Source organism: Verrucomicrobium sp. BvORR034 (genome assembly GCF_000739635.1).
Lineage (GTDB): Bacteria > Verrucomicrobiota > Verrucomicrobiia > Verrucomicrobiales > Verrucomicrobiaceae > Verrucomicrobium.
Genome location: NZ_BATQ01000001.1, coordinates 1 through 19,492 on the forward strand (window position 1 = coordinate 1; position 19,492 = coordinate 19,492).

Here is a 19,492-nt window from a genome sequence, read left to right on the forward strand (position 1 = left end):
CGAAAGCTCTGAGAAAAGTTGTTTGAAGACGTGCAACGACCTCAAACGGAGGTTCCTCAGGGGTGTTCGCAGGGGTCTATCGCGGTCAGAAAGTGGCAAAACGATGTTCGGCGCGTCGCTCCGCTCCCAAAAAGCGACCTCCTGGAGCCTCAGAATGACCAAAGCTACGGTTCGGTGGAGCAAAACCGGAGCCTGCCATCTCGTAATTGTCGGATGGCGCACCGACATTTTTGCTTTTCTGCCTCCTCTATACCCAAAGCAGCCCTCTTTACCCTGGTCTTGGTGGGGCTCAAGGGCATGGCGCAAGCCCAAGTGGAACGGACGTGGCTCACCCCTCAGACCCACACGCCCGACGCGGTGGTAGTGAGTTGGCAGACGGCCACGCCGACAGAATCTGTGATTCGATACAAGGCCGGGGAAGGAGCTACCCAGGAAGAAGCACGTCTTCCGGGCACAAGAACGCTGCACCATGTGGAGATCCCGGTGAAGAAGCCTGACACGGCCTACTCCTACACAGTGGGCACGGGGAGCCAGGTCAGCCAGGAGGCCCGTTTCCAGAGCCTTCCCGCACAAGGAGAGCTCCGAGTGGCCATCGTGGGAGATTGGGGCTATACGCCGGGACGAGATCTCTCCGCTCTTAAGAACGACAAGGTGCACCTGCTCCTGACGGCGGGCGACAATGTCCCCAGCTTGCATGAGGCCGCTGCACCCGGTCTGAAGGCGTTTGGAGCCTTGATCGATCAGCAGCCTGATCTGTTCCGCAGCACCCCGTTCCTTCCTATTCTAGGCAATCACGATCGCGAAGTCCGGCCTCGCGGCCCCAAACCACCGGCAGAGCCCGTCTATGATGTAGAAGCCACGGCCTATCGCGAATTCTTCGCCCTGCCTGGGGAGGAATGGCGCTGGCACTTTGACATCCCGGCCTTCGACGTGCGCTTTGTCGCCCTGGACCTGAACCACATCTCCGACTTTGGTACCACCTGGCAGACCTGCCATGCGTGGGACGAAAGTTCCGACCAGTTCCAATGGTACAAGAAACTCATGGCCGAAACCATCAGCGGCTACGTCTTCACCCTGAACAACGAGCGCCAGTCCTCGCTCGCGGGCAAGACCAAGGGGCTGTGGCATGAACAGTTCCGCAAGGGCAGCGCGCTGGTCACCGGCTTTGGTTATTTCGCCGAACGCGCCGAGTTGGAAGGGGGCCTGCCGTATTTCAACACCTGCCTCAAGGGCGACGGCTCGCCGTACAAGGATGCCAGGTCCGCCTTCTTTGCCAGCCAGGACAACTACCTGCTGCTGACTTTCACTGCGGGATCAGACAAGATGAAGGTGCAGATCAAGAACCTGAAGGGCGAGGTGCTGGACACCCGGGAAATCACGAAACGGGGGATGGCAAAGTAGTTTCATCGATCTGGCCTGCGGCCCTGAGCGTCATTCGGTCATCGAACCTTGGACACTGTCTAAGGCTGATATCACGCCGGGCCTTTGGCCCTCAGCTGCCGCCATGCCACAGCGGGTCAGAGTGACTTGCCACTACAACGCAGATTGCAGCCGCTGATGGGGTTGCCGCCGCACGGCGGAGGGCGGGCAGCCATAGCGCCGACGGAAGACCCGGGAGAAATAGAAGGGACAGACAAAGCCGCAGTCTTGCGCGATCTCCGCCACGGCGCGGGGCGAATGCATGAGCTGTTGAACAGCAAGTTGAAGCCGGCGTTCGTTGAGCCACTCCATGGGGCGGCGGCCGGTCTCGCGTTTGAAGAGGCGGCCAAAGTACACGCCCCCCATGCCGGCAGCAGCAGCCCAATCGGACAGGGTAATTTCCTCTGCCAGATGCTCCATGGCCCACCGCTGGGCATGGAGGATGGCATCCAGTCCGCGTCGAGCGCCGGCGGTGCCCGCACCCTTGTGAAGCGGCGCGTGCAGGTGACGCATCAGATACGCCACCCACTGGAGCACCGCGCCATGCAGGGCAAATCCCTGCCCCACGGTCGTGCCACCCAGCACTGACAGCACCTTTTCAAACTCAGAGACGAACTCCGTATGCGAATGCCAGGAGCAGCGCCGCGGGAAGGCCCGCTGCAGGAGGATATTCGGTTCACCCCCCTGGGAGATGGCGAGACTGGCGCTGAGGCTCACGTGGGGAGCCTGGGCGTCATGTCCAAATTCAAACTCATCGCCCCCTTTGATGATGACGAAGTCACCCGTGGCCAGTTCCAGCCGGGTTCCATTGATCTCCGCCCAGCACGAGGAGCTCTCCACAAAGAAGAAACTCATCATGTGCGGGGCGAGCCGACTGCGCTCCACCGCCCACTCGGGGTACCCAGCATAGCGGCCAAACCAGTGCATTTGCAGTCCAAAGTGCCCGTCAGCCAGCAAAGGCCAGTCGTGGTGATAGGGCAAAACGTTCATGGTTGAAAAAATGCAGGAAATCACCGGGGGCCGTCCATTCCCAAAAGGACGACGTCACGCTCACATAACGGCAGCAAAACCACTCTTGATTCCACACGAAGCATGAAATCCTCCACCTCCCCAGACCGCCCCAGTCGCCGCCAATTTCTTGCCACCATCGCAGCGGGGGCTGCCGCCGGCATCGTCCCCATAGGCAACGCTGCAACCACCCCAGGCAAGAAAGTCCGCCTCGGCATCGCAGGAGGCCGCTTTGGCGCGACCTTCCACTGGCATGAGCATCCCCAATGCGAAGTCGCCGCCGTCACCGATCTGATTCCGGAGCGCCGCGCCCATCTGGTGAAGACCTACCGCTGCGACAAGAGCTACGCCTCCCTGGAAGAAATGGTGAAGGATCCCAACCTGGACGCCATCGCGGTCTTCACTGATGGACCCAAGCACTATGAGCATGCCGTGCTCGCGCTGAAACACGGCAAACATGTGATCTCCGCGGTGCCGGCCGTGATGGCCGCTACCGTGGCCGAAGCCCTGGACCAAGCCAACAGCCTGGAGGAAACGGCGCGAAAAAGCGGCCTGACCTACATGATGGCCGAGACGAGCTACTACCAGGACTTCACCATCAGTGCGCGGAAGTTCCATGAAGACGGCACCTTGGGCAGCCTCGTTTCCTGTGAGTCCGAGTACCTGCATCCCGGTCTACGAGTGCTGTACGGCTCCGCAGAAAAGCCCACTTGGCGCTACGGCGTGCCGCCGATGTTCTACCCCACGCACTGCACCGCCCACCTCGTGAGCGTCACCGGCGAACGGCTCGTGGAGGTGACCTGCTCAGGATGGGGCAATGATCACCCCGTCTGCAAGAAGAACGCGTTCGGCAACAACCCGTTTTGGAACGAGACCGCCCACTTCCGCAGCGACCGGGGCACGCCGTTCCCGGTGCGCATCTGGTGGGAAGGGCCCGTGTGGGGACGGGAGAGCGCCAACTGGTACGGCACGAAGATGAGCTTCGCAGCTAGTCCGGGACAGGGGCATGTGATCTGGCAGCCGGGCAAGGAGCAGGGGCACGATGACGCCGGCTTCCCGCTGGTCACGGCCAAGTTGACTCCTTATGAGCAGCCCGACTGGTGGAAGACCGACCTGCTCCCGGAACCGCTGCGCCACAACAGCGGGCACCACGGCTCCCATACCTTCCTCACCCACGAGTTCATTGATGCGCTGGCGAACGCAAGACGACCTACCGTGGACCTTTATGAAGCGCTCGCCTATACCGTGCCGGGCATCATCGCCCACCAGTCTGCCTTGAAGGGCGGGGAGTCACTGAAGATCCCGCAGTTCACCCGGCCCGCGTAAGCACCAAACAGGTCACCGGCCTGCGTTTCCCCAATCATTGGGGAAGCGCAGGCTCAATCACAAGTCTCGCAGAATCACGCCGGATAAGCCTTCACCACGTAGGGTGCGCGGTACTCACGCGTGAGCAGCTTGCTGGCGGCGGCGTTGCCGGAGGCGGTTTCGGCCGCAGGATCGAACTTCAGCACCGGGCCCAGCGTGAGCGGGGTGGCGCTGAGATCCACGGCATTGGCCTGGAGGTGCTGGAGCATGCGATCCAGCGTCTCCGTCGCACCCTGGCTGGAGGCGACCGCCTGCTTGATTTCCTCGATGCTCTTCTTCTCGCCGAGCTGGTAGGAGATGTTGCCAGTATGGCAGATGGCGGCGCTGAGGTGCCCATCGAGCAGCGGCGCGTTCAGCTCCGCAGGCTTGCGGCTGCGCACGGCCTTGATGAAGTTTTCGTAGTGGTTGTCCGCGCCTTCCCACTTCTTCACCTCCTTGCCCTCTTTGTCATAGGCGATGGCGCTGTAGTAGTCGGGCACCAGAACGTGACCATTTTCGCAATGGATGATGACGCCCACTCCAGCTCCCATGAACTTGTCCATGCCTTCACCCGCGTCCTTGGCGGTGGGGAGTCCGCGAACCTCAAAGATCAGCGGTGCCTTCTCATAGCCCTGGTACACGAGCTGGGTATTCGGCGTCTGGCCATCGTCTTGATATCCGAGGCGACCGCCCACGCTCCACGCCGTGGGGGCAATGGCGGTCTCACCAAGGAACCAGCGGGCAATGTCCATCTGGTGGACGCCTTGGTTGCCCAGATCGCCGTTGCCGTAGTCCCACTGCCAGTGCCAGTCATAGTCCAGGCGCGGACGGCGGATGTCCACAATGGGGGCAGGCCCGAACCAGAGATCACGGTCCACCTCTGCCGGCACGGGAAGAGGCGTCTTGCGCACCTTCATCGCGGGGCGGCTCTTGTAGCAGAGACCGCGGGCGAGGGTGATCTTGCCCAGATTGCCCGCCTGCACCCAGGCCACGGCCTCGCGGATGGCAAAGCTGCTCCGGCTCTGAGTACCGCCTTGGACAATGCGGTTGAGCTTCTTCTCCGCATTCACGATCTGGCGACCTTCCCACACATTGTGAGAGACCGGCTTCTCCACAAAGACATCCTTGCCCGCCTCCATGGCCCACTGAGTACCTAGGGCATGCCAGTGGTTTGGTGTGGCGAGGCTTACGGCATCGATGTCTTTGTCGGCTAGCAGCTTCCGGTAGTCCTGGTAGGTCTTCACCTTCAGGCCCTCCTTCTCCAGGCGGGCCGCCTCATCAGCGAGGTACTTCGAGTTCACATCGCAGATCGCGGCGATGCGCACTCCGGGAATTTTTTTGTAGCTCGCCAGATGGTCGCCACCACGACCCTTGAGACCCACCACGGCCACGTTGATGGCGCCGTTGGCCTTCCCTCCGCACGAGGTGAGACGGCTGCTGATGAAGAAGGCCCCGCCGGCAAAAGTGGCTTGGGAGAGGAATCGACGGCGGGAGGAAGGGGACGAGGGAGGCATGTGAAAGAGAGGAGGGGAACGACGCTGGATAAAACAGTTAAATGTCGAAAGGAGGGACTATCGTGACGCAAAGATCGTGTCCGCATCCAGATACGGCATTCCGTGGGCGTCGGCCACAGCGGCATGGGTCACCTGTCCGTCGAAGACGTTGAGACCATCAAGAAGATTGGCATCCCGCTGGAAGGCTCCGGGCACACCATGGTCTGCCAGCAGTTCGATGTAGCGGTAGGTCACATTGGTCAGGGCCTGGGTCGCCGTCCGAGCATAGGCCGCAGGCATATTGGCCACGCAATAGTGGGTGACCTCTTCCTCCACATAGGTGGGCTGGTCATGCGTGGTCGCGCGGGAGGTCTCGCAGCAGCCGCCCTGGTCAATCGCGATATCCACGAGCACACTGCCCGGCTTCATGACCTGCAGCATCTGGCGGGTGATGAGCTTGGGCGCCTTGGCCCCGGGCACCAGCACGGCTCCGATGAGCAAGTCCACGCTGGGCAACATTTCCAGGATATGGGCATGGTTGGAGTACAGCGTGTGGGCGGTGTGGAGAGTGATGTCGAGGAAGCGCATGCGTTCTACATCCACCTCCAGGATGGTGACATCCGCGCCCAGGCCCGTGGCCATGCGAGCGGCATTCACCCCGGCCGTGCCACCACCGATCACGACCACCTTGCCCGGCAGCACCCCAGGCACGCCACCGAGGAGAACCCCTTTGCCCCCATGATGCTTGGCCAGGAAATAGGCACCCACCACGACGCTCATACGACCAGCGATCTCACTCATCGGCTCCAGCAGAGGCAGACGGCGGTTCACTTCCACCGTCTCATAGGCGATGCCGGTGCACCTGGAGGCCAGGAGCGCCTCCGTGAGCGACTTGCTGGCGGCCAGATGCAGGTAGGTGAAAAGGATCTGTCCGGGCCGGAGCAAGGGATACTCCTGGGGCAGAGGTTCCTTCACCTTCACAATCATGTCCGCCTGGGCAAAGATGGCCTCATGCGTGGACAGGATTTCCGCCCCGGCATTGGCATATTCTTCATCGGGGAAGCCTGATCCTGCGCCTGCCTGGGTCTCCACCACCACCCGGTGCCCGCGCTTGACCAGTTGATAGGCAGCAGAAGGGAGCAGCCCGACGCGGTTTTCCTGTGCCTTGATCTCTTTGGGAACGCCGATGATCATGAGCCTACTTTGCGGCGACAGCGGGCGGTGGCGAGGAAAAAAGCGTGACGGATTCCAACCGGCGTTGCGTGGTGGTCCGCAAATCAGGGATGACGTTCAGCAGCGGCTGCCCTTGGAAATGGGCGATGAGGTTGTCATGGACGATGCGCGCCATCTCTTCGCGGTTCTCCTCGGTCCGGCTTCCCACGTGGGGAAGCAGCACCACTTGAGGCAGTCGGGTCAATTGATCAGGGACCAGCGGCTCCCGCTCGTACACATCCAGCCCTGCGGCCCGGATGGTGCCGGTTTCCAGGGCGTGCACCAGAGCGGATTCGTCCACCACCGAGCCGCGCGTGATGTTGATCAAGGTGCCGTCTGGCCCCAGCATCTCCAGTACGGAGGTATCCACCAGATGCCGGGTGGCGGATCCGCCCGGGCAGGCGATAATGAGGAAGTCGCTCCAGAAAGCCAGATCATGCAGCGACCTGAAGAACGGATAGCTCACCGTGAGATTGGGTCGCCGCGCCGCATAGCCCACCCGCATGCCGAGCGCCTCCAGCCGCCGGGCGACGGCCTGACCGACCCGGCCCAGCCCAAAGATGCCCGCGCGTTTGCCCCCTGGCTTGAAGCCCAAGGGGAAAGACATGGCTGGCCAGCCTCCGTCATGTAAAAAGCGATTGGCCTCCAGCAGGCGGCGGGAGGTCATCAGTACCAGAGCCAGAGCCACGTCCGCCATGTCCTCGGTGAGGACGTCTGGCGTGTGGGTCACACGGATCCCGCGGGAACGGCAGTAGTCCACCGGCACGCCCTCGTAGCCAGTACCAAAGACGGAGATGATTTCCAGGTTGGGCAGGATGTCCAGAAGGCCTTCTCGATACAGAGCATTGCCAGACCCCACCAGGCCCCGGATAGAGTTCTCCTCACCATCGTTGAGACTGGTGTGGCAGACAAACCGCTCCGCCAGGGCATGCGACAACCGCCCCGGGAGAGGAGCCAGGCAGAGAAGATGGGGACCCTTCGGCGCAGGCATGATCGCAAATTGAGGAGGGGAAACCCGGAAAGCAAGAAGGGTTGCAAGATTGCGATTTACTTTCGTATGGAGGCAATCCGAGGGGAAGGAATCCCCGTTGCATTTGAAGACGTTACGTTTTGGTTGGTGGTTACCCTTTTAAGCCCTTCATGAACCTGCCTGCCTCGCTCTCTGTCCCGGTGACCCGACTCTTTCGCGGGCAGCCGGACGAGCTGCTGCAAGACGAAGTGGCCGCAGAAGAACCTCTCGAACTAAGGGTGGAGGGGAAAAGTGTGGCAGTCGTCATGCGGACGCCTGGCCACGATGAAGAGCTGGCCGCAGGCTTCCTGCTGACCGAGGGTGTCATCACCGGGCCACAGGATGTGTTTGAGATCTCCATCTGCCCCAGCCGGTCCGAAGGCTATGGCGGTGTGGTGGACGTGTTGCTGGCCAAGGGAGAGGTGGACTGGTCCAGGCTTACCCGGCACGTTTTTGCCAGCAGCAGTTGCGGCGTTTGCGGCAAGGCCACCATCGAATCAGTGTTTCAGTCCTTCGCCCCCCGGGCATGGGACTGGACGGTGCCGCGCGAGTTGGTGTGGAGCCTTCCGGACAAGCTGCGGGCAGCGCAGCTCACTTTTGAAAAGACCGGGGGGCTGCACGCCAGTGCCATCTTTGACCTTGAGGGTCAGCTCGTGGTGGCACGGGAGGATGTAGGCCGCCATTCCGCTCTGGACAAGGCTCTCGGGTTTGCCCTCCGGCAGGACCGGCTGCCCCTGGACCGCCATGTGTTGCTGGTCAGTGGCCGCGTTTCGTTTGAACTGATGCAAAAGGCACTGGCCGGCGGCATCGGCCTGGTGGCCGCCGTCTCTGCCCCCAGCAGCCTCGCAGTGGACTTTGCCCGGGAGTCCGGCCAGACGCTGGTCGGCTTTCTGCGGGGTGGACGCATGAATGTGTACGCCGGGCAGGAACGGATCAGCTGGGATTGAGGAAACACCATGCGCGGCTACTTTGACTATAATGCGACCACGCCCCTGCACCCCGCAGCGCGGGCGGCCTGGCTGGAGGCGACGGACCGCTGCTGGCAGAACCCCTCTTCCCTCTACCGCGAAGCGGCTGCGGTGAAGCACCGCCTGGAAGAAGCACGGGAACGGCTGGCCGATCTGCTGGGCTGCGACCCGGGCCGCGTCATCTTCACCTCCGGCGCGACGGAATCCAACAACGCCCTGGTGCGATGGCTGGCCCAGAAGTCAGGGCCGGAGGGAAGGGTAGTTTCATCGAGCATGGAACACCCCAGCCTGGCGGAGCCGCTGGAGCATGAATTTCGCGGTCGCGTGATCAAGGTGCCGGCGCATGCGGACACCTCTCTAAATCTGGAGGCAGCAGACCGGCTGATCCAGCCAGAGAACACTGCCCTGGTGACCGTGATGGCCGCCAACAATGAAAGTGGCACCTTGAACCCGTGGCGGGATCTCGCCGCCCTCTGCCGGGCGAGACAGGTGCCCTACCACTGCGACGCGAGCCAGTGGATTGGCAAGATGCCTCTGATGGGCCTCGGCGAATGCGACTACCTCACCGGCAGCGCCCACAAGTTCGGCGGCCCCAAAGGCACCGGCTTCCTCGTGGTTCGAGATGAAAACGAGCGCCTCCATCTGGCCAGGGGCGGTCCCCAGGAGGAGGGGCGCAGGGCCGGAACGGAAAACTATCCAGCCATCGAGGCGACGGTGGCAGCGCTGGAGGCGGTTGAGGAAACCCTCGCAGCCGTGGCCCCGCAGCAGAAGGCTTTTCGTGATGCATTTGAAACAACGCTGTGTACGCTGATCCCAGGTACACGGATTGTGGGGCGGGAGGTGCCACGCCTCTGGAACACGAGCCTGATGGTTCTGCCCGCTCATGATCACCGGAAGTGGCTGGGACGTCTGAGTCAGGCTGGGTTCGCGGTGTCAACGGGGTCCGCCTGCAGCGCCGGGGACAAGGGCGCCTCATCCGTCATGCAGGCCATCCACGCCCCTGTGGAAGAGTGGCGCCGCGTACTGCGGATCAGCGGCGGCTGGGAGACGACGGAAGAAGAATGGAATGGCCTGGCAGACGCCCTCCAGAAGGTGGGGGCGGGACTCTGAGAATCGGCTCAGGGCCAATCCCTGCCACGCAACGGTGCCCCAAACCCCGATCCGGGGTTATGAACAAGAACACCAAGACCATCCTGACGTTGGCGCTGCTGGGTTTCGCAACGCTGGCCCAGATCAGTTGTTCCGCCAGCGGCTCGGGATCGATGCGCCACCACGGCCATTCGCATGGGGCTGGCGGCTCTGCCTCAGCGGGTGGCGGCAGCGCCTCGGCTTCCGGCTCGATCCACTGAAGACGGATTTGATCCTATCTGACCCAACGGGTCTGGAGTGAACCGCAAGATTTTGGGTGCTCCGGACCAACTCACACTGGTACGATGTCGGCCATGCACCGGCATCGTACCTTTTCACTGTTGATCACAGCGGCAGGCGCGCTGCTGTCGTCGGTTTTCCTCTGTGAACGCTCTCCGGCATTCGAATGGAAGCAGTCCGCCGTGGCTTCGGTGCATCCCCTGGCCACGGCTGCAGGAATCAAGGCCCTGGAACAAGGTGGCAATGCCGTGGATGCCGCGATCGCCACCGCCATCACGCTGGGAGTGGTGGATGGCCACAACTCCGGCCTGGGCGGGGGTTGTTTCATCCTAATCCGCGCCGCAGACGGGACGGTAGCCGCCATCGATGCCCGCGAGACGGCGCCCGCTCTGGCCAGCCGGGACATGTACCTGAAACCGGGCACCACTGAGCCACGCGAAGTAAATGCGGAGGCCAGCAAAACCGGAGCGCTGGCTGTGGCCACCCCGGGAGCCCTGGCTGGCTATGCCCTGGCGCTGGAGCGGTTTGGCAAACTGAAGCTGGCCGACGTGGCGCAGCCCGCTGCCCAGATCGCTGAAGAAGGATTTGCCCTCGATGCCGTGTACGCCCGCAAGCTGGCCGCCACGAAGAAGGAGCTGGCCTTGTTTCCTGCGACCAAGGCCCTCTTCTTTAAAGACGACGGCAGCGTGCTGAAGGAAGGGGACATCCTCAAGCAACCTGATCTGGCCACCACCCTGCGGGCTATTGCCGCCGGAGGGAGCCGGGCCTTCTATGAAGGCGACTTCGCCAACCGGGTGGGGGAATGGATGGCAGCCAACGGTGGCGTGCTGCGGAAGGGTGATCTCTGCGCCTACGCGCCCAAGCTCCGCGAACCGCTCCGCACCACCTATCGCGGCCATGAGATCATCGGCTTCCCACCGCCCAGCAGCGGCGGCGTGCATGTGGCCCAGATCTTGAACACGCTGGAGGGTTTCGATCTCGCGGCATTGCCACCTGCCGATCGAGTGCACACCACGGCGGAGGCGATGAAGGCAGCGTTTGCCGACCGCGCCTACTGGCTGGGGGATCCGGACTTCGTCCCGGTGCCCACCGGGCTCTTGGATAAAGAATACGCCAAGACTCTGGCCAGCCGCATCCAGCCTAGCGGCTCGGCCGTGACGGTGCCAGGGCATGGGACACCACCCCGGGCTGATACGGATGTGTTTGGCGACCTGCTCAAGCACACCACCCACCTGTCCACCGCGGATGCCGAAGGCAACTGGGTGGCGCTGACCCAGACGGTGAACACCACCTTTGGCAGCAAGGTCATTGTGCCGGGCACGGGCGTAATCTTGAACAACGAGATGGACGACTTCGCTGCAGCCCCCGGTGCGCCCAATGCCTTCAAACTCGTGGGTTCAGACGCCAACGCCGTAGCGCCCCGCAAACGACCGCTCAGCAGCATGAGCCCCACGATCGTGGTGAAAGACGGCAAGCCCTTCCTCAGCGTGGGTGCCGCCGGCGGGCCCACCATCATCAGCCAGACCCTGCAGAATCTGGTGAATGTGCTGGATCTCAAGCTGAGCCTGCAAAATGCCATCGCCGCGCCACGGATCCACCACCAATGGTCACCCGACGAACTGCGGATGGAGCACGCCTTCGGCCCCGAGATCCTGGACGCGATGAAACAACGCGGCCATACCGTCAAAGAAGCCGGCAGCGTCGGTATTGGTGTCAGTCAAGGGGTACGATGGGATGAAGTAAAGGGCGAGTTCGAGCCCGTGCATGATCCACGGGTGCCCGGAGCAGTGGGAGGGAGGTGAGGGCGCTGCGCAGGAGACACAAGACTGGAAGACGCAAGACTCAAGACCTGAGGTGCGGGCTGGTCCGCAGGCCGGTACAGGAGGCGGGGGTTCCCAGCCCCGCTCAGTCGCGCTTCTGGTGACATGACATGCCAGCCAATGGGTGGAACGGCCGTTGCTGCGACCCCTCCGGGGTCGGCGGAATTCTTTGACAATACCGGAGGTATCAGTCGCCACGCTCCTTCAACCATCCGGTTAATAGCTGGGATGCCTTCGGCATCCGAACCCCGGCGGTGACAGCCAGAATCAAGTATAGCCTGTAGATCGAATCCCGATGCTACCGATGTGGGGCCTCCAGGTTCAAACCATAGGTAACACCTGTGGGTCAAAACATGGGTAACACATAGCGTAGCAAAGGTGACTGACACAAGACCAGCGGACAGGTTTCTGCCGACAAGCCCGGCATCGGGCATGGGATGCCGAAGGCATCATAGATGGTAGCCGGGGGTCGAGGGAGCGTAGCGACTGATACCCCCGGTTGTCTGAGGGCATTGCATCCCGGATGGGATGCCAGCAACGGCCGACGCCGTGAACAGCTCCCAGCCATCCTTTGCAAGAGATCACGACGCGATCCCATTTCATCAACGCATTTCAACCAGCGTAGCGTCTCAACGGCCGCTTGCGGCCCCCGCCCCTAACGCCACAGCGCCTTCCAGAACTTGCCGAGTTCCGTCGGCCATTCTGCGCCCCACTTGCTCTCTGCCCACCAAACAAAAGCGACGGCCGCACCGGCCAGGATGCAGACAAAAAAGAAAACGCCCGCGAGACGGTCCGGGGAGAAGAACCGCGGGGAACCACCTGTCGCGAGGTGGGTGGTGGGTGTGGCAATGAGCCGGGCCGTGGGGGCATTCGCATCCACAGGCGGGCCGGGCGCAGGGCCAGCCGGCCTCGGGGGCACGAGCCGCGGTACCACGGGGCGAGGTGCAGACGCCTGAGCGCGACGGTTGAGCACCTCGGTGGCTTGAGACACCCAGCCCGGCCGATCCCGGGAATCGAGTTTCAAGAGCCAACCCAACCACTGAACAAAGGCGGGATCCACATCTGCGCGGAACGTGGTGATGGAGGCAGGATCAAACTGCTGCCAGGAGGCCAGCAGGGCCTCGCGTGTCCTCCCCTCTACCGGTTGCTTCCCGGTGAGAAGATACCAGATGGTCGCCCCCAGGGAGAAGAGATCGCCCGACACGGTCGCCGGTCCGCCCATGAGCCGCTCGGGAGCCATGAACTGCAGCGTCTCCACCGGCGGATTGGCCCGGCATTCCGAAAGGCCCCAATCCAGCACCAGCAAACTCAACCCTGCTGTGCCCTGATCGGTGATGATCAGATTGCTGGGCTTCAAATCGCCATGGGGCATGCCCGACTTTTCCCCGACCATGATGGCATCGCACAACTGCCGCGCCACCTCACGGGCTTCATCCGCATCCGCCAGAAGGCGCTGGGTGGGGAAGGCATTGCCCGCCCAACCAGCCTGATAGGCGTACACTAGCACGCACCCTTCAGGATCATCATAGGCATCCAGCAGAGTGGCAATGTGGGGATGCCGGATCTGCTTGAGCAACGGAGCCCGCTCCAGCACCCAGGCCGGGTCCATGGGATTCGACGTTTCCCCCGAGAGCAGCTTGAAAAGCACCTGCTGACCGGTGGCCGTCTCTATGGCCCGATACACGATCCCCGCGGTGCCAATCGCCACGCGTTCCTGCACGACGTATGCTTCCGTCGTGGGCTGCTCGGGCAGGGCATTTTGAGCCAGGGATTCGGGCATCATGCCGACTTGGGAGGGGATTGATGGTCCAACGGAACGCTAACCCGCTTCGCGAGAGACGCAAGGGCCGGGAGGTTCTCACTTTCAAGTTTTCGACCCCCGTTTTTTGGCACCCTATCCGCGATACGGCAAAGAAAAAACCGCATCCACCCAGAGGTAGATGCGGTTTGAAGCGGGATCTTGCGGAGACCTGCCGTTACGCCGCGGCTCCGGGAGCCTTCACGGACGAATCGGAGTCGTCCAGCGCATGGCGCTGGAGGCCGCGACCGGTGACCCGGCCATACCACAGCACCAGGGAGGAGGCGATGTAGATGGAGGAATAGGTACCCACCACGACGCCGATGATGATCGGCAGAGCGAACTCCTTCATGGAAGGACCGCCGAAGAAGTACAGCACGATCATGGACATGAGCACCGTCAAGCTGGTGAGCAAGGTACGGCTCAGGGTGGCGGAGATGGCCTCGTTCATGATGTCGCGGATGCTGCCACGATGGGTGCGGAGCATTTCGCGAATACGGTCGAACACGATGATGGTGTCGTTGATCGAGTAACCCGCCACAGTGAGGATGGCACCGATGTGAATGACCGAGAGCTGCTGGCCAAAGAGCACCGAGAGGCCGATGGCGATGACGCAGTCATGGAAGAGGGCTACGATGGCCGCCACAGCGAAGGCAAACTCATAGAAGACCACCAGGTAGATGAAGATGGCCAGCATGGCCAGGCCATAGGCGATGGAGGAGCGGATGGCCAGTTCCTTGCCGACGATGGAACCCACACGATCCGTCTGACCGCCGGAGAGTTCACCCTTGTACTTGGACTCCAGGAGTTCTTTCACCTTGGTCCCGTCGTCATACTCGCTGCGAACCGTGATGAGGTTGGCCGTGGCGTTGGAGCTGGCCTGGACAAAAGCACCCTGGATGTTGGATTCCTTGAGGAAGTTCTCAACGCTCTCGGTTTCCACCGTTTTGCCAGCAGTCACTTCAAAGCGGGTGATGGCACCACCACGGAAGTCAATGCCGATGGAGTCCTTGCCCTTGATGGGGAAGACCAGGAGGGACACGGCCGCGAGGCCGAAGGAGCCAATCACGAAGGGCTTGGACCACTTCAACATGTCGAACGTGCGGTTCGGGATGATGTGGGTGACGGTGATCTTCTTGAGGAGATTCGCGTCAATGAACCAGTTGAAGCACACGCGGGTGACGATGAGAGCGCCCAGCATGGTGCCGACAATGCCGACCGTGAGCGTGACCGCGAAACCCTTCACCAAGCCGGTGGCGAGGTAGAAAAGAATGACCGCTGAGAACAGGGTGGTGATGTTGGCGTCGAAAATGGCGGAGAAGGCTTTTTCAAACGCTGCTTCGAGCGCGGCGCCGAGTGTTTTACCTGCGACCATTTCCTCACGGAGACGCTCGTAGATCAACACGTTCGCATCCACCGCCATGCCGATGGTGAGCACGATACCGGCGATACCCGGCATGGTGAGGGTGAAGTTGAAGAGGGCCATGGAGCCGAACACCAGGAGCATGCAGACTACGAGACCGATCAGGGCGATGAGGCCCGCGAAGCGGTAGTAGATGAGCATGAACAGCGCGACGAGGATGGTGGAGACCCAGCCGGTCTGGATACCCTGCTGGATGGTCTGCTCACCGAAGGCGGCGGAGACGTTGCTCTCCTCAATGATCTTCATGGGGTTCTTGAGGGGGTTCTCAAGACCAGAGGCGAGTTCCTGGGCCTCTTCCTGCGTGAACTTGCCGGAGATTTCAGCATTGCCACCGGTGATCGCGGAGCGAAGCGTCGGGGCGGAGAGCACTTCACCGTCCACGATGATGGCGAGGTTCTCACCGATGTGGGCGCTGGTCAGGTCAGCGAAGGTCTTGCTGCCAGCGGAGTCCAGCTTGAGGTGGATGACCCAACCTTCGGGATTGAGAGCCGGCCAGGCCTGCACCACGTGCTCGCCTTCGAGATCCGCGCGGCTCTTCACCAGATAGCTGGCGACTTCGCGCTTTCCTTCCTTGTCTTTCTTACCAGGAAGCTCGGTGTAGCCGATGACCGGCTGGCCGGTGGCTTTCATCTGGGCCAGGGCTGAATCGCCCTGAGGATGCACGAGGCGGAATTCCAAATGTGCCACCTTCTGGATGGTCTCGCGAATCTTGCCGACTTCATCAGGATGCACGCCGGGCATCTGAATGAGGATGCGGTCCGTGCCCTGAGGAGCGGTCAGAAGGTCCTTGCCGCCATCGGGGTTGAGGCGCTTCTCCAGGATGCCAATGGCCTGCTGGACGGCAGCCGGAGAAAGGGGCACCGGCTGGCCTTTGTCATCGATGGAGGGCTGGAGCTGCACCGTGAAGGAGCTACCGCCCCCAAGGTCGATCCCCTTTTTGATGCCCAAGCCCGCGAACGCCCAGATGCAGAAGGCACTGACCCCGATGGTCAGAACCGTACCGATGATCTTTTTGGTCCGGTGAATGGTCGTGCCCAGATAGTAAAACAGCAGGAAGAGCAGGACGGCGCCCCAGATGAAGGTGATTTGCGGTGTATTCATGGCACTGACTTTGAGGATGCGGGATGAAAAACAAAAGGCGCCGCCCGGCGGGCCGTAGGGCCTGAAGGCGGCGTCATGAGACGGTGCAAAAGCTTATTTCTTATCGTCAACCAGCGTGGCTTCGTCGGCCTTGGCTTTCTTGAGGGCAATGGCGGTGCGGTCGAATTCGACTTTTCCTTCCGCGAACTTCACCACCACGGTCTTCTCTTTGACGGTGGCGACCACACCGTGAGCCCCGCCGATGGTGACGACTTCATCTCCAGCTGAGAGGGCCTTCTGAAGGGTTTCCTGCTCCTTCTGCTTTTTGCGCTGGGGGCGGATGAGGATGAAGTACATCATCACCATCATGAGCACCATCATGATGATCGTGCTGGAGCCTCCACCTGGCTGACCTGCGGGAGCTGCTTGGGCGATGACGATGATGCTTGAAAAACTCATGATTCCTTGTGGGGTTGGTATTTGGCGGTAAACTCAGTTCGAAACTCGTTGAAGTAACCCTCCTCGATGGCGGTACGGGCACGCGACATGAGGGACAGGTAGAAATGCAGATTGTGGAGGGAAATCAACCGCAATCCCAGGATTTCCCCGGCCTTGATCAGGTGACGGATGTAGGCGCGGGTAAATCCGCGGCAAAGTGGGTGGGTATCCTCGCTGATGGGACGGAAATCCCGGGCAAAAGTGCTGTTTTTGAGGTTGAGAGTGCCCTCGTCCGTAAAAGCCGTGCTGTGACGGGCGAGACGGGTGGGCAGCACACAGTCGAACATATCGATCCCGCGGGCGACCATCTCAATCATCTGGGGCGGGGTGCCCAATCCCATGGCGTAGCGGGGCTTGTCCATGGGCAGGTGGGGGATGCTGTGCTCCACCGCGGCCATCATCTCCGGCTCTGGCTCACCCACGCTGACGCCTCCGACGGCATAGCCGTCGAAGCCGATGCCGACGAGTTCCCGGGCGGACTTGGCCCGCAGTTCGGGATAGCTGGAACCTTGAACGATGCCGAAATGAAGCTGGGGTTTCCCATTGGTCATGGGCTGGTTCTTGTCCACCCAGTCGCGGCACCGCTTGGCCCAGCGCAGGGTGAGATCCAGACTCTTGGCCGCATACGCCGCATCACAAGGGTGGGGCGGGCATTCGTCGAACAGCATGGCAATGTCTGAGCCGAGGATGGACTGAATTTCCATCGCGCTCTCCGGGCCCAACATCATCGGTGAACCGTCCACATGGTTCTGAAAGTGAACGCCTTCCTCCTTGATCTTGCGCAGCTTCCCCAGGGAGAAAACCTGGAAACCGCCCGAGTCCGTGAGGATGGGCTTGTTCCAGTTGGCGAAGGCGTGCAAACCGCCCGCCTCACGCATGACTTCCATACCCGGCCGGACGGCGAGATGGTAGGTATTGCCCAAAATGATCTGGGCTCCGATGGCCTCCAGCTCCACCGGATGAACCGTCTTGACCGAACCCTGGGTGCCCACGGGCATGAAGATGGGCGTTTCGATCACCCCATGCGGAGTGACCAGCCGACCGCGACGGGCGAGGCTGTGGGGATCAGTACCAAGGAGGGTGAACATGCGGGGCGCACAGGCTGGCAAGGTAAGGGCGCGGCGCAACCGGGAAAAATGACACCAAGTGGACAACGGAGGACATGAGAGAAAGACGGGGCGGCCCATTTCGCAGAGAAATCGGGGTCGGACCGTCGTTCCCAGTCTGCACCGAGAACTCCTGTCATGCTCCGTCCCTTCCTCCTCCCTGCCGTCCTGCTCCTCCTTACCAGTCTGGCGGGGGCCGCCCCACCCAGGCAGCCGAATATTGTCTTCTTCCTGGTGGATGATCTGGGCCAGCGAGACCTCGCCTGCTACGGCAGCAGCTTTTACGAGACGCCTCATCTGGACCAGCTGGCGAAGGAGGGGGCGCTTTTTACAGATGCCTATTCCACGTGCCCGGTGTGCTCGCCGAGCCGGGCCAGCATTCTCACGGGCAAGTATCCCCAGCGCACAGGGATCACCGACTACATCGGTGCGCCCATGAAGCCCGAGCAATGGAAGCGCAACACGAAGCTGCTGCCCGCCCCCTATGGCGACAGGCTGGCGCTGGAGGAGGTCACGATGGCGGAGGCGTTGAAGACAGCAGGCTACGCCACCTTCTTTGCTGGCAAGTGGCACTTGGGTCCCGAGGGCTGGTTTCCAGAGGACCAGGGGTTTGACATCAACAAAGGCGGGATTGACCGCGGCGGCCCCTATGGGGGCAACAAGTACTTCTCTCCCTACGGCAACCCCCGGCTGTCCGACGGGCCGCCCGGAGAACATCTCCCTGACCGCCTGGCAACAGAGACGGCCAGCTTCATTGAAGCCCACAAGGACAAGCCGTTCTTCGCTTACTTCTCATTCTACTCTGTGCACACGCCTCTGATGGCCCGGCCGGACCTGGAGACAAAGTACAAGGCCAAGAAGGAAAAGCTGGGACTGAAAGCGGAGTGGGGCCAGGAGGACACCCGCCAGGTGAGGCAGGTGCAGGAACACGCCGTCTATGCGGCCATGGTGGAAGCCATGGACCAGGCGGTGGGCAAGGTGCTGGCCAAGCTGGACGATCTGGGGTTGAAGGAGAACACCATCGTCGTCTTCACCTCGGACAATGGTGGGCTTTCCACGAGCGAGGGGTCCCCCACCTCCAACCTGCCCTGGCGCGGCGGGAAGGGCTGGATGTATGAGGGCGGCATCCGCGAGGCCCTGCTGGTGCGCTGGCCGGGAGTGGTCCAGCCCGGTAGTGTGATTCATGAACCGGTGAGCGGCGCAGACTTCTACCCCACCCTGCTGGCGGCGGGAGGTGCGGCTCTGCCCAAGGGATATCCAGGAGACGGCGTGGATCTCAAGCCGGTGCTGAAACAGGAGCCCCAGGCGGCCGATGCGACGCCCCGCACGCTGTACTGGCACTATCCGCACTATGGCAACCAGGGCGGCGCGCCCGCCACCGCCGTGCGCCAGGGGGACTGGAAGCTGATCCACTGGTTCGAGGAAGATCGGTATGAGTTGTACAACTTGAAGATGGATCCGGAAGAGAAAACCAACGCGGCGGCAGCGCAGCCCGAAGTGGTGATTAAGTTGAAAGCGGCGATGGAGCGGCTCGTCAAAGAGACCGGGTCGCTGTTGCCGACGACCAATCCTGCCTATGACGCCAGCAAGCCAAGCGGTCGTGGGGCTGGCGGCGGGGGTGGTGGGAAGAGGAAGGAAAAGGAGAAAGCGAAGGAGGAGTGAGCGGAGGCGCAGATAGGTACCCGCTTGCCGCGCCCCCCTGACTGAGGCAACCGAGGCGGTCGCCCTACAACCCAGATCGTTGTTCGCCAGGAGGCAAGAACGTCTCCACTTGGTCCAAGATCCATTCTCCTCCCAAGGCCTCATTCTGTAGGGCGAGCGCTCCGCTTGCCGCGCCCCCCTGAGTAGGTCAGCCACCCAAAGAACCGGGACGGTTCTTCTACCTTGTCCCCTTCGCCGAACGCATCGTCCGAAACAAAAAGTTCTGTTGCCCCGTCACTCGGACT

15 protein-coding genes are annotated in these 19,492 nt (G+C 61.9%); 7 read left to right on the top strand and 8 right to left on the bottom strand.

Annotation, left to right across the window (positions count from 1 at the left end; translation table 11 throughout):
- Nucleotides 1-297 precede the first annotated feature (297 nt).
- Nucleotides 298-1,401, top strand: coding sequence for a metallophosphoesterase (locus tag BV034_RS00005; RefSeq protein ID WP_063768633.1), 1,104 nt, complete (start codon nucleotides 298-300; stop codon nucleotides 1,399-1,401).
- Nucleotides 1,402-1,533: 132 nt separating this feature from the next.
- On the opposite strand, the gene BV034_RS00010 is transcribed toward BV034_RS00005, so the two are convergent.
- The gene (locus BV034_RS00010) at nucleotides 1,534-2,409 is read right to left on the bottom strand and encodes a helix-turn-helix domain-containing protein (protein ID WP_050022835.1); all 876 of its coding nucleotides are present in this window, start codon (nucleotides 2,407-2,409) and stop codon (nucleotides 1,534-1,536) included.
- A gap of 102 nt (nucleotides 2,410-2,511) precedes the next feature.
- On the opposite strand from BV034_RS00010, the gene BV034_RS00015 reads away from it, so the two are divergent.
- Nucleotides 2,512-3,753, top strand: a complete 1,242-nt coding sequence (locus tag BV034_RS00015) for a Gfo/Idh/MocA family oxidoreductase (protein WP_050022837.1) — start codon at nucleotides 2,512-2,514, stop codon at nucleotides 3,751-3,753.
- A 74-nt stretch (nucleotides 3,754-3,827) separates the two neighbouring features.
- Here BV034_RS00015 and BV034_RS00020 read toward each other — a convergent pair whose 3' ends face one another.
- Genes BV034_RS00020 through BV034_RS00030 form a run of 3 tightly spaced genes read right to left on the bottom strand, consistent with a single transcriptional unit; the run spans nucleotide 3,828 to nucleotide 7,467 of the window.
- Nucleotides 3,828-5,285: a Gfo/Idh/MocA family oxidoreductase gene (locus tag BV034_RS00020; RefSeq protein WP_050022839.1), complete on the bottom strand. Its 1,458-nt coding sequence runs from the start codon at nucleotides 5,283-5,285 to the stop codon at nucleotides 3,828-3,830.
- 57 nt (nucleotides 5,286-5,342) lie between these two features.
- Complete coding sequence (gene ald, locus BV034_RS00025; protein ID WP_050022845.1) at nucleotides 5,343-6,458, bottom strand: alanine dehydrogenase; 1,116 nt, start codon at nucleotides 6,456-6,458, stop codon at nucleotides 5,343-5,345.
- Nucleotides 6,459-6,462: 4 nt separating this feature from the next.
- Complete coding sequence (locus BV034_RS00030; RefSeq protein ID WP_050022847.1) at nucleotides 6,463-7,467, bottom strand: 2-hydroxyacid dehydrogenase; 1,005 nt, start codon at nucleotides 7,465-7,467, stop codon at nucleotides 6,463-6,465.
- Nucleotides 7,468-7,616: 149 nt separating this feature from the next.
- On the opposite strand from BV034_RS00030, the gene fdhD reads away from it, so the two are divergent.
- The 4 genes from fdhD (at nucleotide 7,617) to ggt (ending at nucleotide 11,623) form a co-directional block, all read left to right on the top strand.
- Nucleotides 7,617-8,432, top strand: coding sequence for a formate dehydrogenase accessory sulfurtransferase FdhD (gene fdhD, locus BV034_RS00035; RefSeq protein WP_050022849.1), 816 nt, complete (start codon nucleotides 7,617-7,619; stop codon nucleotides 8,430-8,432).
- Between the two features lie 9 nt (nucleotides 8,433-8,441).
- Nucleotides 8,442-9,563, top strand: a complete 1,122-nt coding sequence (locus tag BV034_RS00040) for a cysteine desulfurase family protein (RefSeq protein WP_050022851.1) — start codon at nucleotides 8,442-8,444, stop codon at nucleotides 9,561-9,563.
- Between the two features lie 59 nt (nucleotides 9,564-9,622).
- The gene (locus BV034_RS00045; RefSeq protein ID WP_050022852.1) at nucleotides 9,623-9,802 is read left to right on the top strand and encodes a hypothetical protein; all 180 of its coding nucleotides are present in this window, start codon (nucleotides 9,623-9,625) and stop codon (nucleotides 9,800-9,802) included.
- A 93-nt stretch (nucleotides 9,803-9,895) separates the two neighbouring features.
- A complete protein-coding gene (gene ggt / locus BV034_RS00050) occupies nucleotides 9,896-11,623 on the top strand; it encodes a gamma-glutamyltransferase (RefSeq protein WP_050022994.1) in 1,728 nt (575 codons plus the stop codon).
- 673 nt (nucleotides 11,624-12,296) lie between these two features.
- On the opposite strand, the gene BV034_RS00055 is transcribed toward ggt, so the two are convergent.
- From BV034_RS00055 to tgt, 4 genes are all read right to left on the bottom strand, one after another.
- Nucleotides 12,297-13,424, bottom strand: a complete 1,128-nt coding sequence (locus tag BV034_RS00055) for a serine/threonine-protein kinase (protein ID WP_050022853.1) — start codon at nucleotides 13,422-13,424, stop codon at nucleotides 12,297-12,299.
- Nucleotides 13,425-13,617: 193 nt separating this feature from the next.
- Nucleotides 13,618-15,963, bottom strand: a complete 2,346-nt coding sequence (locus tag BV034_RS00060) for a protein translocase subunit SecDF (protein ID WP_050022854.1) — start codon at nucleotides 15,961-15,963, stop codon at nucleotides 13,618-13,620.
- 93 nt (nucleotides 15,964-16,056) lie between these two features.
- Entirely contained in the window at nucleotides 16,057-16,401 is a 345-nt protein-coding gene (gene yajC / locus BV034_RS00065; protein WP_050022856.1) for a preprotein translocase subunit YajC, read from the bottom strand.
- Nucleotides 16,398-17,528 carry a tRNA guanosine(34) transglycosylase Tgt gene (tgt, locus tag BV034_RS00070; RefSeq protein WP_050022858.1) on the bottom strand — a complete coding sequence of 377 codons (1,131 nt, stop codon included), beginning with the start codon at nucleotides 17,526-17,528 and terminating at the stop codon, nucleotides 16,398-16,400. Before tgt ends, yajC begins: the two co-directional genes overlap by 4 nt.
- Nucleotides 17,529-17,684: 156 nt before the next feature.
- Between tgt and BV034_RS00075 the strand changes: the two genes are divergently transcribed.
- Nucleotides 17,685-19,208 (top strand): sulfatase, encoded by a 1,524-nt coding sequence (locus BV034_RS00075; RefSeq protein ID WP_265592468.1) that lies wholly within the window; start codon nucleotides 17,685-17,687, stop codon nucleotides 19,206-19,208.
- The last annotated feature ends 284 nt before the right edge of the window (nucleotides 19,209-19,492 follow it).